The 17,331-nt window shown below is 64.2% G+C and carries 17 protein-coding genes and 2 tRNA genes; 6 read left to right on the forward strand and 13 right to left on the reverse strand.

Going from position 1 to position 17,331, the window contains the following annotated elements; all coding sequences use genetic code 11:
• Positions 1 to 48: 48 nt before the first annotated feature.
• Positions 49 to 1,203 (forward strand): aspartate-semialdehyde dehydrogenase, encoded by a 1,155-nt coding sequence (gene asd, locus IWX62_RS14010; protein ID WP_196842031.1) that lies wholly within the window; start codon positions 49 to 51, stop codon positions 1,201 to 1,203.
• A 44-nt stretch (positions 1,204 to 1,247) separates the two neighbouring features.
• On the opposite strand, the gene IWX62_RS14015 is transcribed toward asd, so the two are convergent.
• The 5 genes from IWX62_RS14015 to IWX62_RS14035 all read right to left on the reverse strand — a co-directional run bounded on the left by IWX62_RS14015 (position 1,248) and on the right by IWX62_RS14035 (position 4,373).
• Positions 1,248 to 2,321, reverse strand: coding sequence for a UDP-N-acetylmuramate dehydrogenase (locus IWX62_RS14015; RefSeq protein WP_196842032.1), 1,074 nt, complete (start codon positions 2,319 to 2,321; stop codon positions 1,248 to 1,250).
• A complete protein-coding gene (locus IWX62_RS14020; RefSeq protein ID WP_196842033.1) occupies positions 2,318 to 2,755 on the reverse strand; it encodes a MaoC family dehydratase in 438 nt (145 codons plus the stop codon). Before IWX62_RS14020 ends, IWX62_RS14015 begins: the two co-directional genes overlap by 4 nt.
• A complete protein-coding gene (locus IWX62_RS14025; RefSeq protein WP_196842034.1) occupies positions 2,755 to 3,204 on the reverse strand; it encodes an FAS1-like dehydratase domain-containing protein in 450 nt (149 codons plus the stop codon). The genes IWX62_RS14020 and IWX62_RS14025 overlap by 1 nt, the downstream gene beginning before the upstream one ends.
• A gap of 51 nt (positions 3,205 to 3,255) precedes the next feature.
• A complete protein-coding gene (locus tag IWX62_RS14030) occupies positions 3,256 to 3,495 on the reverse strand; it encodes a hypothetical protein (RefSeq protein ID WP_196842035.1) in 240 nt (79 codons plus the stop codon).
• Positions 3,496 to 3,599: 104 nt separating this feature from the next.
• Positions 3,600 to 4,373, reverse strand: coding sequence for a FadR/GntR family transcriptional regulator (locus tag IWX62_RS14035; RefSeq protein WP_196842036.1), 774 nt, complete (start codon positions 4,371 to 4,373; stop codon positions 3,600 to 3,602).
• 137 nt (positions 4,374 to 4,510) lie between these two features.
• Between IWX62_RS14035 and eat the strand changes: the two genes are divergently transcribed.
• The 5 genes from eat (at position 4,511) to IWX62_RS14060 (ending at position 10,277) form a co-directional block, all read left to right on the forward strand.
• Positions 4,511 to 5,938: an ethanolamine permease gene (eat, locus tag IWX62_RS14040; RefSeq protein WP_196842037.1), complete on the forward strand. Its 1,428-nt coding sequence runs from the start codon at positions 4,511 to 4,513 to the stop codon at positions 5,936 to 5,938.
• Between the two features lie 61 nt (positions 5,939 to 5,999).
• Positions 6,000 to 7,376 carry a glutamine synthetase family protein gene (locus tag IWX62_RS14045; RefSeq protein ID WP_196842038.1) on the forward strand — a complete coding sequence of 459 codons (1,377 nt, stop codon included), beginning with the start codon at positions 6,000 to 6,002 and terminating at the stop codon, positions 7,374 to 7,376.
• Complete coding sequence (locus IWX62_RS14050; protein WP_196842039.1) at positions 7,357 to 8,118, forward strand: gamma-glutamyl-gamma-aminobutyrate hydrolase family protein; 762 nt, start codon at positions 7,357 to 7,359, stop codon at positions 8,116 to 8,118. The genes IWX62_RS14045 and IWX62_RS14050 overlap by 20 nt, the downstream gene beginning before the upstream one ends.
• Entirely contained in the window at positions 8,099 to 9,466 is a 1,368-nt protein-coding gene (locus IWX62_RS14055; RefSeq protein ID WP_196842040.1) for an aldehyde dehydrogenase family protein, read from the forward strand. The genes IWX62_RS14050 and IWX62_RS14055 overlap by 20 nt, the downstream gene beginning before the upstream one ends.
• Positions 9,467 to 9,494: 28 nt before the next feature.
• On the forward strand, positions 9,495 to 10,277 hold the full coding sequence (locus IWX62_RS14060) for a 3-oxoacyl-ACP reductase (RefSeq protein ID WP_442859265.1): 783 nt from the start codon (positions 9,495 to 9,497) through the stop codon (positions 10,275 to 10,277).
• Between the two features lie 10 nt (positions 10,278 to 10,287).
• Here the strand turns inward: IWX62_RS14060 and IWX62_RS14065 are convergent, their stop codons facing one another.
• The 8 genes from IWX62_RS14065 to IWX62_RS14100 form a co-directional block, all read right to left on the reverse strand.
• Positions 10,288 to 11,229, reverse strand: a complete 942-nt coding sequence (locus tag IWX62_RS14065) for a DUF2797 domain-containing protein (protein ID WP_196842041.1) — start codon at positions 11,227 to 11,229, stop codon at positions 10,288 to 10,290.
• A 109-nt stretch (positions 11,230 to 11,338) separates the two neighbouring features.
• A complete protein-coding gene (locus tag IWX62_RS14070) occupies positions 11,339 to 11,905 on the reverse strand; it encodes a type 1 glutamine amidotransferase domain-containing protein (protein WP_196842042.1) in 567 nt (188 codons plus the stop codon).
• A 96-nt stretch (positions 11,906 to 12,001) separates the two neighbouring features.
• Positions 12,002 to 13,213 (reverse strand): MinD/ParA family ATP-binding protein, encoded by a 1,212-nt coding sequence (locus IWX62_RS14075; RefSeq protein WP_196842043.1) that lies wholly within the window; start codon positions 13,211 to 13,213, stop codon positions 12,002 to 12,004.
• Positions 13,214 to 13,372: 159 nt separating this feature from the next.
• A tRNA-Met gene (locus tag IWX62_RS14080) sits at positions 13,373 to 13,446 on the reverse strand.
• A 58-nt stretch (positions 13,447 to 13,504) separates the two neighbouring features.
• Positions 13,505 to 13,576: transfer RNA gene (locus IWX62_RS14085), tRNA-Thr, on the reverse strand.
• A gap of 129 nt (positions 13,577 to 13,705) precedes the next feature.
• Positions 13,706 to 15,634 carry a DEAD/DEAH box helicase gene (locus tag IWX62_RS14090; protein ID WP_196842044.1) on the reverse strand — a complete coding sequence of 643 codons (1,929 nt, stop codon included), beginning with the start codon at positions 15,632 to 15,634 and terminating at the stop codon, positions 13,706 to 13,708.
• 360 nt (positions 15,635 to 15,994) lie between these two features.
• Positions 15,995 to 16,639, reverse strand: coding sequence for an MOSC domain-containing protein (locus IWX62_RS14095; protein ID WP_196842045.1), 645 nt, complete (start codon positions 16,637 to 16,639; stop codon positions 15,995 to 15,997).
• Positions 16,640 to 16,659: 20 nt separating this feature from the next.
• Positions 16,660 to 17,331 (reverse strand): response regulator, encoded by a 672-nt coding sequence (locus IWX62_RS14100; RefSeq protein ID WP_196842046.1) that lies wholly within the window; start codon positions 17,329 to 17,331, stop codon positions 16,660 to 16,662.

The raw sequence follows: 17,331 nt of genomic DNA on the forward strand, positions 1-17,331 counted from the left end.
CTTCGTAACCAATCAGGGCTCCCGGACGTGCTGACCTAGACTGGCAGCATGACTTCTGCAGTGAACGGTTCCTCAATTGCGCCCAGCGTCGGCTTCATCGGCTGGCGGGGCATGGTCGGCTCGGTCCTGATGCAGCGCATGCAGGATGAGGGCGACTTCCGTCTGATTAACCCCGTCTTCTTCTCCACCTCGAACGCCGGCGGCTCGGCTCCGAGGTTCGCCGAGGGCGCCCCCGCACTGCAGGACGCGTACGACGTCGACGCGCTGGCCAAGCTCTCCATCATCGTCACCGCCCAGGGCGGGGACTACACCGCAGAGGTTTACCCGAAGCTGCGCGACAACGGCTGGGACGGACTGTGGATTGACGCGGCGTCAACGCTGCGGATGGAGTCCAGCTCCATCATCGTGCTCGACCCGGTGAACCGGGATGTCATCGACGCCGGCCTGTCACGGGGGGTGCGCGACTTCATCGGCGGTAACTGCACGGTGTCCTGCATGCTGATGGGGCTGGGCGGCCTGTTCAGCAACGGCCTCGTCGAGTGGGGCACCTCGATGACCTATCAGGCGGCTTCCGGCGGCGGCGCCCGTCATATGCGTGAACTGTTGAACCAGTTTGGCTCGATCCACGGTGCCGTGGCATCCAACCTTGAGGATCCGGCGTCGGCCATCCTGGCCATCGATCAGGCTGTCCTGGCCCAGCAACGCAACCCGGGCCTGGACGCCTCTCAGTTTGGCGTGCCGTTGGCGGGCTCAGCCATTCCCTGGATCGACGCCGATCTGGGCAACGGAATGTCCAAGGAAGAGTGGAAGGCTGGCGCCGAAACCAACAAAATCCTGGGCACCGATGGCGTCGGTGGCGCGCGGATCCCGTTCGACGGGCTGTGCGTGAGGATCGGGGCCATGCGGTCCCATTCGCAGGCGCTGACCCTGAAACTTACCGAAGATGTACCGTTGGCCGAGATCGAGCGGCTCATCGACGCCGACAACGAGTGGGCCACAGTCATTCCCAACACCAAGGAAGCCACGATGGCCGGGCTGACCCCGGTTGCTGCGACCGGCTCGCTGGCCATCCCCGTGGGGCGGCTCCGGAAACTGGAGATGGGCCCGGAATACCTCAGCGCCTTCACCGTGGGAGATCAGCTGCTGTGGGGCGCGGCCGAGCCGCTGCGCCGGATGCTCCTGATCGCCACCGGTAACCTCTAGGCTCTACCCATTGAGCGGCTGACGTCTTTTGACGTTGAAGACTCTTAGAGGGCGCAGGCGATCAGGAGGGGCTCGGGGTGGAGGCGGATCCCGAACCGGTCCTCGACGCCGTCGGCAACCAGGGCGGCGATGGCCAGAAGGTCGGCGGCTGAGGCACTTCCCCGGTTGGTGACGGCGAGAGTGTGCTTGGTTGACAGGGAGGCACGGCCGCCCGCCGCAGCAAAACCGGCATCCTCCGCCAGCCCAAAACCCTTCCCGAATCCCGCCTGGTCGATCAGCCAGGCTGCCGAGAGTTTGACCTCTCCATCGACGGCGGTGGGATACCGCGGAGCGTTGTCGGGCAGCGTCGCGGCGGTCTCGACGTCGACGATGGGGTTGGTGAAGAAGGAGCCGGTGCTGAACGTGTCGCGGTCCTGGGGGTCGAGCACCATCCCCTTGGCACCGCGCAGCTTCAGGACGGCACGCCGGACGTCATTCGCGTAGGCCCGTTCCCCGATGGCAACGCCCACCTCCCGGGCCAGCTCCGCGTACCGCACGGGGGCGCTCATCCGTCCCAGCGCCAGCTGGAACTCGACGGTCAGCACCACGAACCTCGGCGACCCGTTGGTGGTGGTCCGCTTCAGCAGCGAGTCCCGGTATCCGAACTTCAACTCGAAATTCGTAAAGGACTTAACAGTATTGGTCTCGCGATCCCAGGTGCGCACCGTGGCGAGGGTCTGCGAGACATCGGCACCGTAGGCGCCAACGTTTTGCACCGGTGTGGCGCCGGTGGAACCAGGAATGCCGGACAAGGCCTCCAGCCCGGAAAAGGCATGCAGCACCGTGTACTCAACGAGGGCGTCCCACGGCTGGCCCGCCTCCGCCTTGACCATCACCCCACCGCACGTGGCGTCGTCGTCGTTCACCACAAATCCGGTCGTGGCCAGCCGTATCACTGTGCCGGCGAAGCCGTCGTCGGCAATGACGAGGTTGGACCCGCCGGCGATGATCAGCAGCGGGTCACCGGAAGCATCGGCCGACCGGACGGCGTCGATAATCTCCGCCTCGGTCCGCGCCTCGATGTACGTACGGGCGGGGCCACCGACGCCGGCCGTGGTGAGCTGTGCAAGCTGGGTCACCAGATGTGCACCACTGCCTGGGCCTTGACCAGCACCTTCTGCCCTGAGGACGTCACGGTCAGGTCCACCCGGACCGTCGAATTGTCCAGATCCACTGCACCAATTGCGCCGGCCACCTCAATCACGGCGCCGGGGGTACCGAGCGCCGTCGTGTCCTCAACGATGACGGGCCTGGTGAACCGCGTCTGGTAGTCGACGACGGCGGCGGGATCGCCGATCCAGTCAGTGACCAGCTGGACGGCTGCACCCATGGTGAACATGCCATGGGCGATGACGCCCGGCAGGCCCACTCCCTGCGCAAAGTCCTGGTTCCAGTGAATCGGGTTGAAATCACCAGAGGCCCCTGCGTACTTGACCAGATCCTGGCGCGTCGCCTCGATCGTCGCGGAACCGATTTCCTGGCCGACGGTGAGGTCCGCGATAGCGATGCCCATTACTGTTCCTCTCCGCGCACCAGCAGCGATGACGTGGTGGTGGCTGTCTTTTCGCCGTCGGTGGTCGAGATTTCGGCACGGGTGGTGATCATGGCCCCGCCGCCCATCGCGCGGACGGTGTCCACGTGGAGCTCCGCCACCAACTCATCACCGGCCACAATGGCCCGGTGGTGAATGAAGCGCTGGTCGGCGTGCACCACCCGGCTGAAGTCGATGCCGGCGTCGGGATCATTGATAAGCTGCGCGTCAGCGAGTTGCGCAATGATGATCGCGAAGGTGGGTGGGGCCACCAGGTCCCGGTGACCGAGGTTCTGGGCGGCTTCCACCTCGTAATGCGACGGGTGGGTGGCCTTCACGGCGCGGGCAAATTCGCGGATTTTTTCGCGGCCCACAAGGTAGGCGGGGCCGGCAGGATAGCTGCGGCCCTGCAGCTCTGGGTTGATGGTCATGGGGCTCCTGACGGATGCGGTGAAGGTTCGTTTCCAGCCTAGTGCAGTGGGCTACTTCTTCTGGGTACGCGCCTGGTGCCTGCGTCTGGCATCCCGCGCACGCACCACCATGCCTGCCAGATGGGTCACCAGCCCTGCGACGAGCACCGGGATTCCTGTGAAGACTGTCGCATTGCTTCCGGTGATGGCCCCCAGCACGGCGATCAGGATTCCGGCGCCCGTCAGGACGAGTGCGGTGATGACCAGCCGTCGATACAGGTCGGATCCGGTGTCCCAGGGGGTATTCAGCATGAGGTTAAGCCTACCGGGATTGAGCAGGCCCGGCAGGTGTGCGGTATCTATCGGGCACTACCCGTGGCTACCCCAGCTCAGCCTGAGCACGGTTGCTTACCGCATCACTCACCATGGATAGGTCCGGATCGCCTTGGAGACACAGTGGTGGAGCTTTGGGAGGCGCCCAGGAAACCGTGGAGCAACGAGGCCGTTCCCTGCAGGTGATCCTCGGTGGCCTCGTACGCTTCCTTATGGTTACCGCGCAGGATGGCGTCGACGATCTTCTGGTGCTGCTGATTGGAATGCTCAAGGTTAGGCTGCAAGAGGGGAATACAGTCCAAAAGGTCGCTCACCCTGGCGCGGGCGTCAGCCACCGCGGCGGCCAGGCTCGGTGAGCCGCCGACCTCGGCGATGGCCACGTGGAACCTTGCATCCTTGGGCCGGTAGTCGGCAGCGGATGCCCCCGCCACCTCCGCCAGGGTGTCGAGTAAGTGCCGGCGTTGGGGAGCTGACAACTTCGCCTTGGCCGCCAGGGACGCCGCGGCTGGCTCCAGGACGCCACGCAGGATCAGGACATCCTCCACTTCTTCGGCGCTGATGTCGGGCCGCGCTTCCGGGCCCGAATCACGGTTCCGGGCGATATAGGTGCCGCCGTAGCGTCCGCGTTTGACTTCGACATACCCGGCCTTGAGCAGTTCGGCGAGGGCTTCTCGAAGGGTTGCCCGTGATACCCCCAGCAGATCGGCCAGCTCGCGCTCGGCTGGAAGCTTGTCCCCTGCCCCCAGTATCCCGAGCTTGATGTTCTGCAGGAGCCGTTCGATCGTCTCCTCAAAGGCGTTTCCCTGCCTGACCGGCCGGAGGAACCGGGCGGCACCCTCAAATGATTCGGCTTCCATGCCTCCATCCTATTCCGGTCTAAAAATGAGCCAATGAATACCCGGCCGAGCATTGACGTGGCTCGTGATGTGGCTCACACTGAGACGAGCTTCATGGACTAATAAAAGACCATTAGCGTCTTGGGAGAGGGAACGACATGCCATCGAAACATCCGGGCTCCGACGAAACGTACCTCCAGCATCGCCAACTCAAACGCGGGGCGGCCGGGTGGGTGCTGCTGGCCGGTCTTGGGGTGGCGTACGTCATCTCGGGAGACTTCGCGGGGTGGAATCTGGGCCTCGCGGAGGGTGGCTGGGGTGGGCTCCTCATCGCGTTTGTCTTGATGGGCATCATGTACACCTGCATGGTCTTCGGCTTGGCCGAATTGTCCTCCACACTTCCTGCCGCCGGTGCGGGCTACGGGTTCGCCCGCCGCGCGCTGGGCCCGCTCGGAGGATTCGCCACCGGGATGGCTGTGCTGATCGAGTATGCGGTAGCCCCCGCCGCGATTGCGATCTTCATTGGTGGCTATGTCGAGGCCCTGGGGCTCTTCGGCCTGACCAACTCCTGGCCCGTCTATCTGGTGACCTACGCCATCTTTGTGGGCATCCATCTCCGCGGTGTAGGCGAGGCCCTCCGGCTGATTTTCGCTATCACGGCAATCGCCGTCATCGCGTTGGTAGCCGCAGTGATTGGCCTGCTCCCACACGTCAGCGCAGCAAACCTCTTCGACATCGTCCCGGACGGTTCTTCCGCATCCAGTGCGTTCCTTCCCATGGGCATCAGCGGCGTCATCGGCGCCATCGTCTACGGGATCTGGTTCTTCCTGGCGATCGAAGGTGTTCCGTTGGCCGCTGAGGAGACAGCAGACCCCAAAAAGGACATGCCCCGGGGTATCATCGCCGCCATGCTGATCCTGGTGGTCTTCGGCGCCCTGATGCTCATTCTGGTGCCGGGTGCGGGCGGATCTGAGGCTATGAGCACCTCAGACAACCCGCTCCCGGAGGCTCTTCGCCTGGTGTATGGGGAAAACTCGATCCTCGCGGAATTCGTGAACTACGCCGGGCTCGCAGGTCTCGTGGCCAGCTTCTTCTCGATCATTTACGCATACTCCCGCCAGTTGTTCGCCCTCTCCCGCGCTGGGTATCTTCCCCGATGGCTGTCGCTGACCGGGAAGCGGCACACGCCGTACTGGGCGCTGATCATCCCGGGCACTATCGGATTCATCCTTGCTGCGACCACCGGCAACGGCGGGCTCCTGATCAACATCGCCGTCTTCGGCGCCACCGTTTCCTACGTCCTGCTCAACCTCTCCCACATTGTGCTGCGCAGGAAGGAACCCGACCTTCCTCGGGGCTATCGGACCCCCGGCGGAGTTGTAACCACCTCCATCGCGTTGATCCTTGCCTCCGTTGCCGTCGTCGCTACCTTCGTCGTCGATGTGCTCGCAGCGTCGATCACCGCCGGAATCTTTGGTGCGGCACTTCTCTACTACGGGCTGTACAGCCGCCACCGCATCGTCGCAGGCGCCCCCGAAGAGGAATTTGCACAGCTGGCCGCTGCCGAGGCTGAACTGAAGAAGTGAAGACCGCACTGTCCCGCGGTACCCTCCCACCCAAAACCCAGGTCGAAGAAACGGATATCAGATGACAGATCAGACACGCACGACGCAGGCACCACTGGGCATTGATGAGTTGCGGAAGCTGGTGGCCGAAGGCGAGATTGACACCGTGGTGGTTGCCATCACCGACTCGCTGGGGCGCCTTCAGGGCAAACGCTGCGGCGCCCGTTCCTTCCTGGAGGATGTCCTGGGTCACGGGGCGGAGGGCTGCAATTACCTGCTCTCTGTTGACGTGGAAATGAACACCGTCGACGGTTACGCGATGTCCTCCTGGGAGAACGGCTACGGGGACATGGCCATGCGACCCGATGTCTCTACGCTCCGGCTGGTCCCCTGGCTGCCGGGCACGGCCATGATCCAATGCGACATCCTCTGGCCGGACGGCCGTCCGGTGAGCCAGTCACCCCGGCAGATCCTCCGGGCACAGATCGAACGGCTCGAGGCGATGGGCTACCGCGCCCATATCGGCACCGAGCTTGAGTTCATTATGTTCGATGACACGTACGAGGAAGCCTGGAAGACGAACTACGAAGGTCTGACCCCCTCCACCCGATACAACATCGACTATTCCCTCCTCGCCACGGCAAAGCTGGAACCGGTCATCCGAAGTATCCGGACCGGTATGGAAAAGGCCGGTCTTATCGTCGAATCCTCCAAGGGTGAATGCAACTACGGCCAACAGGAAATCACCTTCCGCTATGCGGAGGCCCTAACCGCCTGCGACAACCACGCGTTCTATAAGAACGGGGCCAAAGAGATCGCCGCCCAGCAGGGCAAGAGCATCACCTTCATGGCCAAGTACAACGAACGTGAAGGCAATTCCTGCCACATCCACTTCAGCCTTACCGACCTCGACGGGAAGCCCGTGCTCGCTGGCGACGGCGAGCACGGCTTCAGCCCCATCATGGAACACTTCATCGCAGGCCAGTTGGCCTCCCTGAAGGAAATGGCCTACTTCCTGGCCCCCAATATCAACTCCTACAAACGGTTCGTTGAAGGCAGCTTCGCGCCCACCGCGATAGCGTGGGGCCTGGACAACCGCAGTTGTGCGCTGCGGGTGGTCGGACACGGTGCCGGCCTCCGGGTGGAAAACCGCGTGGGCGGCGGCGATGTCAACCCCTACCTCGCTGCCGCTGCACTCATCGCCGCGGCCATCCATGGCATCGAAAACGAGCTCCCGCTTGAAGCCGTCACCCAGGGCAGCGCCTACCAGTCCATGGCAGACCGGATCCCCACAACTATGCGCGAATCCCGTGAGCTGCTGGCGGCCAGCGAGATTGCCCGGAAATCCTTTGGCGACGAGGTCGTTGACCACTATGTGCACGCCGCCGGGGTCGAACTGAAAGCCTACGACAGTGCCGTCACGGATTGGGAGCGGAGGCGTGTCTTTGAACGCCTCTGAACCCTACCGCCCCCGGATCGGGCTGACCACCTACTATCAGGAGGCCGCGTGGGGAGTGTGGACTGCTGACGCCGCCCTCCTTCCAGGCACCTATGTGGAGGCAGTCGTCGCTGCGGGGGGAACCCCTGTGCTACTCCCACCCGTCGGCTCCGACCCTTCTATCGTCGATCTGCTGGACGGATTGATCATCGCTGGCGGGACCGATGTCGGCCCGGAACACTATAGCGCCGAGCCGCATGCACTGACCCTCGCGCAACCCTCCCGGGACAGCCATGACCTCGCCCTAACGCGCGCGGCAATGGCGGTGGAACTGCCGTTGTTCGCCATCTGCCGTGGTGCCCAGATTCTCAACGTCGCCCTCGGTGGATCGCTCATTCAGCATGTCCCGGACGTGTTGCCCGACTCCCGATACCAACCCGCGCCCGGCGTCTTCGGACGTGTCGAGTTCACGACGACGCCCGAAAGTATCAGCGCAGCCCTGTTGGGACCGCGGGCCACAGCCCCCTGTTATCACCATCAGGCTCTCGACCAGGTTGCCGCCGGACTCCGCGTCACCGCAACAGCGGCCGACGGGACCGTCGAAGCCGTCGAAACGACGTCAGGAGGGTGGGTCCTCGGGGTGCAGTTCCATCCCGAGCAGGATCCAGGTGACCTCCGGCTGTTTGAGGGATTCATCGAAGCCGCCCGTACCTACTCCAGAACACGAACGGAGGGAACCATCAATGTCGACCAACACATGTGACGTAGTGAACCCGGCCACCGAAGAGATCATCGAGACCGTTTCCCTGGCCAGCCTCCAGGACACTGACCAGGCGATAGCCAAAGCGGCGCGGGCTTTCGAGACCTGGCGACATGTCGCCCCGGCCGACCGCGGAATGCTCTTGCGCCGTTTTGCCGCGGCGGTGGACGACGATCTGGAAAACCTCGCCCAACTGGAGGTCCGGAATGCCGGTCACACCATCGGCAATGCCCGATGGGAGGCAGGAAACGTCCGGGATGTGCTGAACTACTACTCCGCCGCGCCGGAACGCCACCTCGGCCAACAGATTCCAGTGGCCGGCGGAATCAACGTCACCTTCCACGAACCTCTCGGCGTCGTCGGCGTGATCGTGCCCTGGAATTTCCCGATGCCCATCGCAGCCTGGGGTTTTGCTCCCGCACTGGCCGCCGGCAACACTGTTGTCCTGAAGCCCGCGGAGGTGACCCCGCTGACCGCGCTGCGGATCGGACGGCTCGCCCTGGAAGCTGGCCTTCCAGAGGGAGTTCTGCAGATCATCCCGGGTAAGGGCTCGGTGGTGGGAGAGCGTTTCGTCACCCACCCGTCCGTGCGGAAGGTGGTGTTCACCGGCTCGACCGCGGTAGGTAAACGGATCATGGCCGGCTGCGCCGAGCAGGTAAAACCGGTCACCCTGGAACTTGGGGGCAAGAGCGCCAACATTATCTTCGGGGACGCCAACCTCGAGGAAGCAGTCGCTGCCGCGCCCGGGGCGGCATTCGACAACGCCGGCCAGGACTGCTGCGCCCGCTCCCGAATCCTCGTTCAGGACACCGTGTACGAAAGGTTCCTCGAGCTTCTGGAACCAGTGGTGAAGTCGCTGAAGGTCGGTGACCCCCGCGACGAGAACTCGTTCATGGGACCGCTCATCTCCGCCGCGCAACGGCACACCGTTTCCGGCTTCCTGCCTTCCGGCAGTTCCATCGCGTTCCAGGGGAACGCACCGGACGGTAAGGGATTCTGGTTTCCACCAACGGTGTTGACACCTTCCCGGGAGGACAGGGTGATGCGCGAGGAGATTTTCGGACCGATCGTCGCCGTCGTTCCTTTCGCCGATGAAACCGATGCACTCCGTCTTGCCAACGATTCCATCTACGGGCTTTCGGGGTCCATTTGGACCAGGGACATTGGCCGCGCGCTGCGGATGGCGCGCGGCCTGGACTCCGGGAACCTCTCAGTGAATTCCCATTCCTCGGTCCGGTACTCCACACCCTTCGGGGGCTTCAAGCAGTCAGGACTCGGTCGCGAACTTGGCCCAGACGCCCTGGACGCCTTCACAGAAACAAAAAACGTCTTCATCGCCACCCACCCGTGACTCCGACATCAACATAAGGGAGCCAGAAATGACCCAGCAAACCATCTCCAACCGCCTCGAGGGCCGCAGCGCCGTGATCACTGGCGGCGCCAGCGGCATCGGTTTGGCAACTGCCCGCAGGTTCGCCGCCGAAGGGGCGCATGTCGTCATCGCCGATGTGGACCCGACAGCCGGCCTTCGTGCCGCCGAACAAGTCGGCGGCCTCTTCGTCAAAGTTGATGTGACAAACGAAGAGGAAGTCAAAAACCTCTATACGACCACTAACGAGACCTACGGGCGGGTGGACATTTCCTTCAACAACGCCGGCATCTCCCCCGCCGCCGACGGATCGATCCTGGAGACCGGCATCGATGCCTGGCGCAGAGTGCAGGAAGTGAATCTCACCTCGGTCTTCTACTGCTGCAAATACGCCATCCCCTACATGCAGGCCCAGGGCAAAGGCTCGATCATCAACACGGCGTCGTTCGTCGCCGTTATGGGCGCCGCAACGTCCCAGATCTCCTACAGTGCATCCAAGGGAGGGGTCCTGGCCATGAGCCGGGAGCTGGGCGTCGAGTTTGCCCGCCAGGGCATCCGCATCAACGCACTGTGCCCGGGTCCGGTCAATACACCCCTCCTGAAGGACCTCTTCGCCAAGGACCCAGAGAAAGCCGCCCGCCGCCTCATCCATGTTCCGCTGGGCCGCTTCGCTGAACCGGATGAACTCGCCGCGGCGGTAGCGTTCCTCGCCAGCGACGATTCCTCCTTCATTACCGCATCCACCTTCCTAGTGGACGGGGGAATCTCCGGCGCGTACGTGACGCCCGAGTAAACGGCGCGCACTAGAACAGCGCGGCCTGGACCTCGGGCACCACCGACCGGTACCTTCCCAATTCGATCCGCTGCCCCTTCAACCGGGACAGATCGGCGAGGAAGGGTACGTCCGATCCGCGAATGAACGTCAGCGCGGTGGGACCCACCAGTGCCTTCACCCGGAATCCGTGCTCTCCGGTGGCCAGGTTGTGAGGGTACAGCTGCGCACCCGCTGCTGAAAGAACCTGCGACCACGACGACGGCGCCTCCCACCGCTCGTCCACCACCCGGAACCCGGAGATATCCAGCCCGTCGTGGAGCAGACCCCTGACGCTCCCGGCGAATTCGGCATTGATTCCCTCAAGGACAGGCCCGGTGCGCGGGGACGCCAGCGCCGCGGTCTTCGCCGACGACCGGACGGCCTGCGCCAGGCCCACTTCGCGGGTGACGGCGTCCTCGAGCACCCTCACGATTCGGCCGTCGTCGGCACAGGCAACGTAGCGTGCGACGACGGCGCCCTGTTCAGCCAGTCGATGCCACTTGCGCAGATTCGACGCGGTACCGATCTTGGAGACACCGTCGGCGAAGGTCGCGACGTACAGCCAGTGTTCCTGAGCGAGGTAGCTCAACAATCCATCGGGGGCGATGCCCGACCGGTGCACATCGTGCATGAACCGCAGATCATCGCGTGCAAAGCACCTGCCGCACTGGTAGCCGCGCTCGGCGGTGGCCTGCTGCGGGCAGGCGGTGTGGTCCCGGGAGTCCGGACCATACACGCGGTGAAACCCGAGGCAATGCCGCTCACCGTAACCGCTCAGCACCCGGAAGCCGAGGTCGACGTCCTCCCGACTCGTGGTTCCTCCCAGCGGCAGCTTCAGCTCCTCCTGGGCGCCATCGGGGGTAGCCAGCGCGAGTACAGGCCCTTCCCGGTGCCAGCTCACGCCTCTGCAGAGGAACCGTCCGTCGCCCATCCCTCAACTGTAGACACCCAAGGGAATGCGACCCCGAATGCACTGAAGGACCGGCGGTTCCCCGCCGGTCCTTCAGTCAATGCCATGATGGCGCAGCTGCCTGGTGCAGTTAAGCGGTCTGCCCCGCGTGCTCGCCCTCGGCGATCTCTTCGATCATCTTGTCGTTGAACGCTGGGAGGTCATCGGGGGTGCGGCTGGTGACGAACCCCTGGTCGGTGACCACTTCGTCGTCGGTCCAGTTGGCTCCCGCGTTGCGGAGGTCGGTCTGGAGGGTGTGATACGAGGTGAGGTCGCGGCCGCTGACCACCCCCGCCTCGATGAGTAGCCAGGGTGCGTGGCAGATCGCTGCAACCGGCTTGTGCTGGGCGAAAAACGCCCGGGCAAACTCCTGAGCATCCTTGTCAACGCGAAGGTGGTCGGCGTTGACGACGCCGCCCGGGAGTACCAGCGCGTGGAAGTCATCAGCGCTGGCGTCAGCTACCGCGAGGTCGATGGTGAACGTATCGCCCTTGTCGGTGCCGTTGTAGCCCTGGACCGTGCCGGCGCCCGGGGCAACCAGCACCGGTTCTCCGCCGGCCTGCTTGACTGCGTCCCAGGGGCTGGTGAGTTCAATCTGCTCCACTCCGTCAGTGAGCAGGAACGCGACTTTTTTGCCGGAAATGTTGTGGGGGGACATGCTTCCTCCTGTGTTCAGAACGTCGATGTCGTACACCCCAACACTATGAACACCCTAGACAATAAGCAAGCTGTCTAACTCGGAGGGCCCTGGGGACTAGAGTCCCTCGGCGACCGCTGCCGCGGCTGACAGCCAGGCGCGCTGTGTCGCCGGCCGCAGGGAGCCCCAGCGGATGCGGCCCTTGTGGAGCGCCGCGTCATACGGAATGGTCACGGCCCGGCGGGCGAGCTGCCCAAACCCATCAGCAATCTCCTGCGCCTGCGCAGCGGTGCCGTTCTTGTCGGACTGGCTCACGACGACCACGGCGTTCTGTGACAACTCGGCGTACCGACCCCCACGGGCCTGCAGAGCCTCCAGGAGCAGGGCGCCGGCCTCCGCGTGCTCTTCGAGTGTGGTGGTCGCGATCACCAATTGGTCGGTGTGGTGGATCATCCGCAGCCAGCGCTCGGCTGTTTCGTCGTTGCCGGAGTCGACGATGTTGAGTCTGAAGTACTTCGACGCAACCTCGTGCAGGTCGTCGAAATTGTCGGCGGTGACCTCCTGCTCGGAGGCAAGGACGTCGGGCTTGGAGCGCAGCACGTCGTACTTGTCTTCGGTCTGGTGGTGCACGTAGCGGGCCAGCAGTGCGGACTGTGCCGAGGGAGCCAGCAGCTGATCGGTCTGCGGGAGCAGGTCCATGACGGTGGCGCTGTGCGGGCCCTGCTCGGTACGCCAGCCGAGGGTGCCCCGGGTCTCATTGTTGTCCCAGGCCAGGACCGGGCCTCCGCCGTTCCGGGCGAACACGGAGGACAGCATCACCGTGGTGGGAGTCTTGTTGGCGCCACCCTTGCCGTTGACCACAGAGATGGTTCGGGGACCGGGCCAGTGCTGGCTCACGGCGCGGGTGTTGGCACGTTCCAGGAGTTCCCGCTTGGACGGGGGGATCCGGATGCCCAGTCGGGTGAGGAAACCCCTCAGCCCGGTATCTGCCGGGACCCGCGAGGTGTCGGCGGCAAGGAAGGACTTCCGGCTGGTTGGCTGCTGTGCCTGCTGGGTCGCAGACGGCGCCGGAGCAGCGGCCGACGCTGGAGCACTTGGCACTGGTGCTGGTGCTGCCGGAGAGGACATGGGCACTGACGTCACCGGGGGTGCCGTGACGTCAGGTTCACTTTCAGCAGCTTCAGGCGGGGCAACCCTGTCGGCGAAGCGCGGGACCTCGGAGATGGGCCCGGTGCCCGGGTCGGTCACGGCGGCGCGGCGCCGTCGGGCGCGGGTCGGCAAGTCCTCAGGATTGTCGGAGGGTCCCCACTCGGAGTCATTGTCTGTCATGGGTTCCATCCGTTTCGTGCGCCGCGTACTGGGGTGGTGGGCAATGCCGGTGTGCTCGACCCATCCTATAAGGATGCTGATGGCAGGGGCGCCGGCCCGGCGGGCCCACATCAAAAGAAAGCAGGCCAGCGGCTCTTAGCCTCTGACCTGCTCTGTCTGTAGCGGTGCCGGGACTCGATCCCGGGACCTCACGATTATGAGTCGTGCGCTCTAACCAGCTGAGCTACACCGCCACAAATGAGTGTGCCCGCAGCCGGGCCGTTTGGCCTGCTTGCGGGTCTCCCACTTGAGAGCCCCCCACCGGAATCGATCCGGTGACCTCGTTCTTACCAAGAACGCGCTCTACCACTGAGCTAGGGGGGCAACAGCAGAAAACTTTACCAGCTTCTGCCACCTACACGAAATCAGCTTCCGGCCGCTCGGGCCGGAGTCTGATTTCACCGTCAGATCCCCGGAAAACCGGGGATCTGACGAAATCAATCAGGTACTAAATTACCACTTGTCGCGACGCTGGGTGGTGCCTGCGCCAGCACCTTTACCGTGACGTTCCTTACGGGCACCGTCGCCGGCGCTGTGACCGCCGGAGCGGAAGCCGCCGTCGTGCCCGCGGTCCTTGTTGAACCCGCCGCCTTCGCCCTCACGCTTCTTGAACGGCTTCTTGAAACCGTCGCGGTCGCCGGTTGGCTTGCGGCCCTTGTCCAGTTCGAGGTGGATCAGCTCGCCACCGATGCGGGTCTTGGACAGTGCACGCCACTGGTCCTTGGACAGATCCGCTGGCAGCTCCACCAGGGTGTGGTCGGCGCGGATGTCGATGCCACCGATCTGAGCTGAGGACAGGCCGCCCTCGTTGGCAATGGCGCCCACGATGGAGCCGGGCATGACCCGCTGGCGACGTCCTACAGCGATGCGGTAGGTGGCGTTACCCTCGGTCAGGCTGCGGGTGGGGCCGCGTGAGCCGAAGCCATCCTTGCGGCCCGCAGCCCGTTCCTTCTGCCCTGCTGGTGCAACCGGGATGTCCTTGACCAGGATCGGGTTGCCACCCTGCGCCATGACGGCGAGGGCTGCTGCGATCTCGGTGGCCGGCACGTTGTGCTCGGTCTCGTAGCTGGAGATCAGGTCACGGAAGATTGATACGTCTTCGGTGGCGATGGTCTCGGTGATGCGCTCCGCGAACTTGTTCATCCGCAGCGCGTTGACGGCGTCGGAGGATGGCAGGTGCATCTGCTCCACAGGCTGGCGGGTTGCCTTTTCGATCGAGCGCAGCAGGTACTTCTCCCGCGGCGTGATGAAGAGGATCGCATCGCCTGAACGGCCCGCGCGGCCGGTGCGGCCGATGCGGTGCACGTAGGACTCGGTGTCGTGAGGGATGTCGTAGTTGACCACGAGGGAGATCCGCTCGACGTCGAGCCCGCGGGCCGCGACGTCGGTAGCTACCAGAATGTCGAACTTGCCGTCGCGGAGACCTTCAATGGTCCGCTCGCGCTGCTGCTGGGGAATGTCACCGTTGATTGCTGCAGCCTGGAAGCCCCGTGAACGCAACTTGTCCGCCAGGTCTTCGGTTGCCATCTTGGTGCGCACAAACGCGATGATGCCGTCGAAGTCTTCGACCTCGAGGATGCGCGTCAGGGCGTCCAGCTTGTGCGGGCCCATGACCTGCAGGAAGCGCTGGCGCGTGTTGGTGCCGGTCGAGGTTTTGCCCTTGACCGTGATTTCGGCTGGGTTGTTCAGGTACTTCGACGCAATGCGGCGGATGGCGCTAGGCATCGTTGCCGAGAACAGCGCCACCTGCTTGTCGTCAGGGGTACCGGACAGGATCTGCTCGACGTCGTCGGCGAAGCCCATGCGGAGCATCTCGTCGGCCTCATCCAGCACCAGGTACTGAAGGTTGGACAGGTCGAGCGAGCCCTTGGAGATGTGGTCGATGACACGGCCTGGGGTGCCCACCACTACCTGTGCGCCACGGCGCAGGCCGGCAAGCTGAGGACCATAAGGCGCTCCACCGTAGACCGGCAGGACCGTGAAGTTATCGATGTGCTTGGCGTAGGAGGCGAAAGCCTCGGCAACCTGCAGCGCCAGTTCGCGGGTTGGTGCGAGCACCAGGATCTGCGTGAACTTGCTGGGACCGTTCAGGTCGGCGAGCTCGGCCATCCGGGACAGTGCCGGGATCGCGAATGCTGCGGTCTTGCCGGTACCCGTCTGTGCGAGGCCGACGACGTCGCGCCCTTCCAGCAGCACCGGAATGGTGGCGGACTGGATGGGGGAAGGCTTTTCGTAGCCGACATCGCTCAGGGCTGCCAGCACGCGGCCGTCAAGACCAAAGTCGGTGAATTTGATGTCGTCGGCGTCAGGAGCTTCGACGTTCTGGGGAGCATCCACGACGTCGGGAGCTACAAGAGTTTCGGGAGTGTTATTTTCTGGCATGAGGGAATGACCTTCAGGTAGATGCCGGAGAGCTGGAATTAAAGGATGATTCCAGCCCATGAACATAGAAATCCGGCACTGTTTCAATCCCGCGGCAGGATTTCGCGTCATAACTGGCGGCCGCTATCTCAGCGGTCTGTATGACGTTTTCTTCTAGCCGGCGCTCCCTGATGAATCTGCCCGCATGCTTACTCTGCGAGCCCCAACACAACCTATCCAGCCCAGCAAAATGGGCGGAATTTTAAGGGAATACCGGTGTGGGGGATATTCCAAGTGTACTGCATGGCTGCTCCCGCCCACAGCCACAACGACGGCCGCGACGCGTGAGCCTGACCACACTCGAACCGACCCTCCTTCCGGTTACGCCCTCCGCAGGATCGCGGCGACCACCTTGTGGATCTCGGGGCTCAGCGTCACGCCCTGTTGCTCGGCGGCCAGGAGTTGCCGGGCGGCGTCGGCGTCGAGCCCTGCGAACACCTGGTGCCCGGTGATGCCGTGGTCGGGGCGGTTCACCACGGTGACGGTGTCACCCGCCTGGATTTGGCCCTTCGCAATGACGCGCAGGTATGTGCCGACCCTGTTTTCCTCGGCAAACCGCTTCACCCACCGCGGCTCCTTGAGGAAGCGGGCGAAGTTCACGCACGGGGTGCGCGGCGCGGTGACCTCCAGGACGACATCGTCCCCCACCTGCCAGCGTTCGCCAATGACCGCGCGGCTGGCGTCGATCCCGTCCACCCGGAGGTTTTCCCCGAACTTGCCCGGGCTCATGTCCCGTCCCAGTTCGGCGTCCCAGAAGTCGGCATCCTGCTGCGAATAGGCGTAGATAGCCTTGGATTCGCCGCCGTGGTGTTTCCGGCTGGCCTGCACATCCCCCGTGAGGCCGAGCTTGTGAACATTCACTGGACCGGCCACCGCCCGCTTGTCGATGGCGGTGACGCCGGTGGAATCCTGCGTGGGAAGCAGCGCGTGGACACGGCACACGGCGAGCAGAGAACCTGTTGTCATAGCGTCCATCCTAGGGATTGTCAGGGTTCAAAGCGGTAGCCCATCCCGCTTTCGGTGATGAAGTAGCGCGGCCTGGCAGGATCCGGTTCCAGCTTTTTGCGCAACTGGTTGAGATAAACCCGCAAATACTGCAGCTCTTTCGCGTAGGCCGGACCCCACACCTCGAGCAGCAGTTGCCGCCCGGAGATCAGCCGGCCGGGGGTGGCCACCAGCAGGTCGACGATCTTCCATTCGGTGGGCGTCAGCCGGACCTCCGTATCGCCGCGCAGGGCCGTCCGGGCACCGGTATCGAGGATGAAGTCGGGGGTGCGGATGATCGGGGAGGCGGGGGCGACGGCGCGACGGCTGGCTGCACGGAGCCGCGCCAGTAGCTCGTCGAGGCCGAACGGCTTGGTGACGTAGTCGTCCGCCCCGGCATCAAGGGCATCCACCACGTCGTCCGATCCGTGCCGTGCTGACAGCACGATGATCGGTGTCTGGGTCCATTCCCGGAGGGCGGCGATCACGTCCATTCCGTCCATGTCCGGCAGCCCCAGGTCGAGTACCACGATGTCGGGGCGGGAGTCGGCTGCAGCGGCGAGCGCCGAAGCCCCATCGATTGCGGTGATCGGGCGGTAGCCATGGGCGCGCAGGTTGATCTGGAGGGCGCGGAGGAGCAGCGGTTCGTCGTCGACAATAAGCACCGTGGTCAT

Origin of the sequence: Arthrobacter sp. CAN_A1 (assembly GCF_015751665.1) — a bacterium.
Classification (GTDB): domain Bacteria; phylum Actinomycetota; class Actinomycetes; order Actinomycetales; family Micrococcaceae; genus Arthrobacter_D.

What these genes read in the sequence shown, in the direction of transcription:
- asd (WP_196842031.1), top strand. Translation starts at nt 49, where the DNA reads ATGACTTCTGCAGTGAACGGTTCCTCAATTGCGCCCAGCGTCGGCTTC.
- IWX62_RS14020 (WP_196842033.1), bottom strand. Translation starts at nt 2,755, where the DNA reads ATGGGCATCGCTATCGCGGACCTCACCGTCGGCCAGGAAATCGGTTCC.
- IWX62_RS14025 (WP_196842034.1), bottom strand. Translation starts at nt 3,204, where the DNA reads ATGACCATCAACCCAGAGCTGCAGGGCCGCAGCTATCCTGCCGGCCCC.
- IWX62_RS14030 (WP_196842035.1), bottom strand. Translation starts at nt 3,495, where the DNA reads ATGCTGAATACCCCCTGGGACACCGGATCCGACCTGTATCGACGGCTG.
- IWX62_RS14035 (WP_196842036.1), bottom strand. Translation starts at nt 4,373, where the DNA reads ATGGAAGCCGAATCATTTGAGGGTGCCGCCCGGTTCCTCCGGCCGGTC.
- eat (WP_196842037.1), top strand. Translation starts at nt 4,511, where the DNA reads ATGCCATCGAAACATCCGGGCTCCGACGAAACGTACCTCCAGCATCGC.
- IWX62_RS14045 (WP_196842038.1), top strand. Translation starts at nt 6,000, where the DNA reads ATGACAGATCAGACACGCACGACGCAGGCACCACTGGGCATTGATGAG.
- IWX62_RS14055 (WP_196842040.1), top strand. Translation starts at nt 8,099, where the DNA reads ATGTCGACCAACACATGTGACGTAGTGAACCCGGCCACCGAAGAGATC.
- IWX62_RS14060 (WP_442859265.1), top strand. Translation starts at nt 9,495, where the DNA reads ATGACCCAGCAAACCATCTCCAACCGCCTCGAGGGCCGCAGCGCCGTG.
- IWX62_RS14065 (WP_196842041.1), bottom strand. Translation starts at nt 11,229, where the DNA reads ATGGGCGACGGACGGTTCCTCTGCAGAGGCGTGAGCTGGCACCGGGAA.
- IWX62_RS14070 (WP_196842042.1), bottom strand. Translation starts at nt 11,905, where the DNA reads ATGTCCCCCCACAACATTTCCGGCAAAAAAGTCGCGTTCCTGCTCACT.
- IWX62_RS14075 (WP_196842043.1), bottom strand. Translation starts at nt 13,213, where the DNA reads ATGACAGACAATGACTCCGAGTGGGGACCCTCCGACAATCCTGAGGAC.
- IWX62_RS14090 (WP_196842044.1), bottom strand. Translation starts at nt 15,634, where the DNA reads ATGCCAGAAAATAACACTCCCGAAACTCTTGTAGCTCCCGACGTCGTG.
- IWX62_RS14095 (WP_196842045.1), bottom strand. Translation starts at nt 16,639, where the DNA reads ATGACAACAGGTTCTCTGCTCGCCGTGTGCCGTGTCCACGCGCTGCTT.
- IWX62_RS14100 (WP_196842046.1), bottom strand. Translation starts at nt 17,331, where the DNA reads ATGACCACGGTGCTTATTGTCGACGACGAACCGCTGCTCCTCCGCGCC.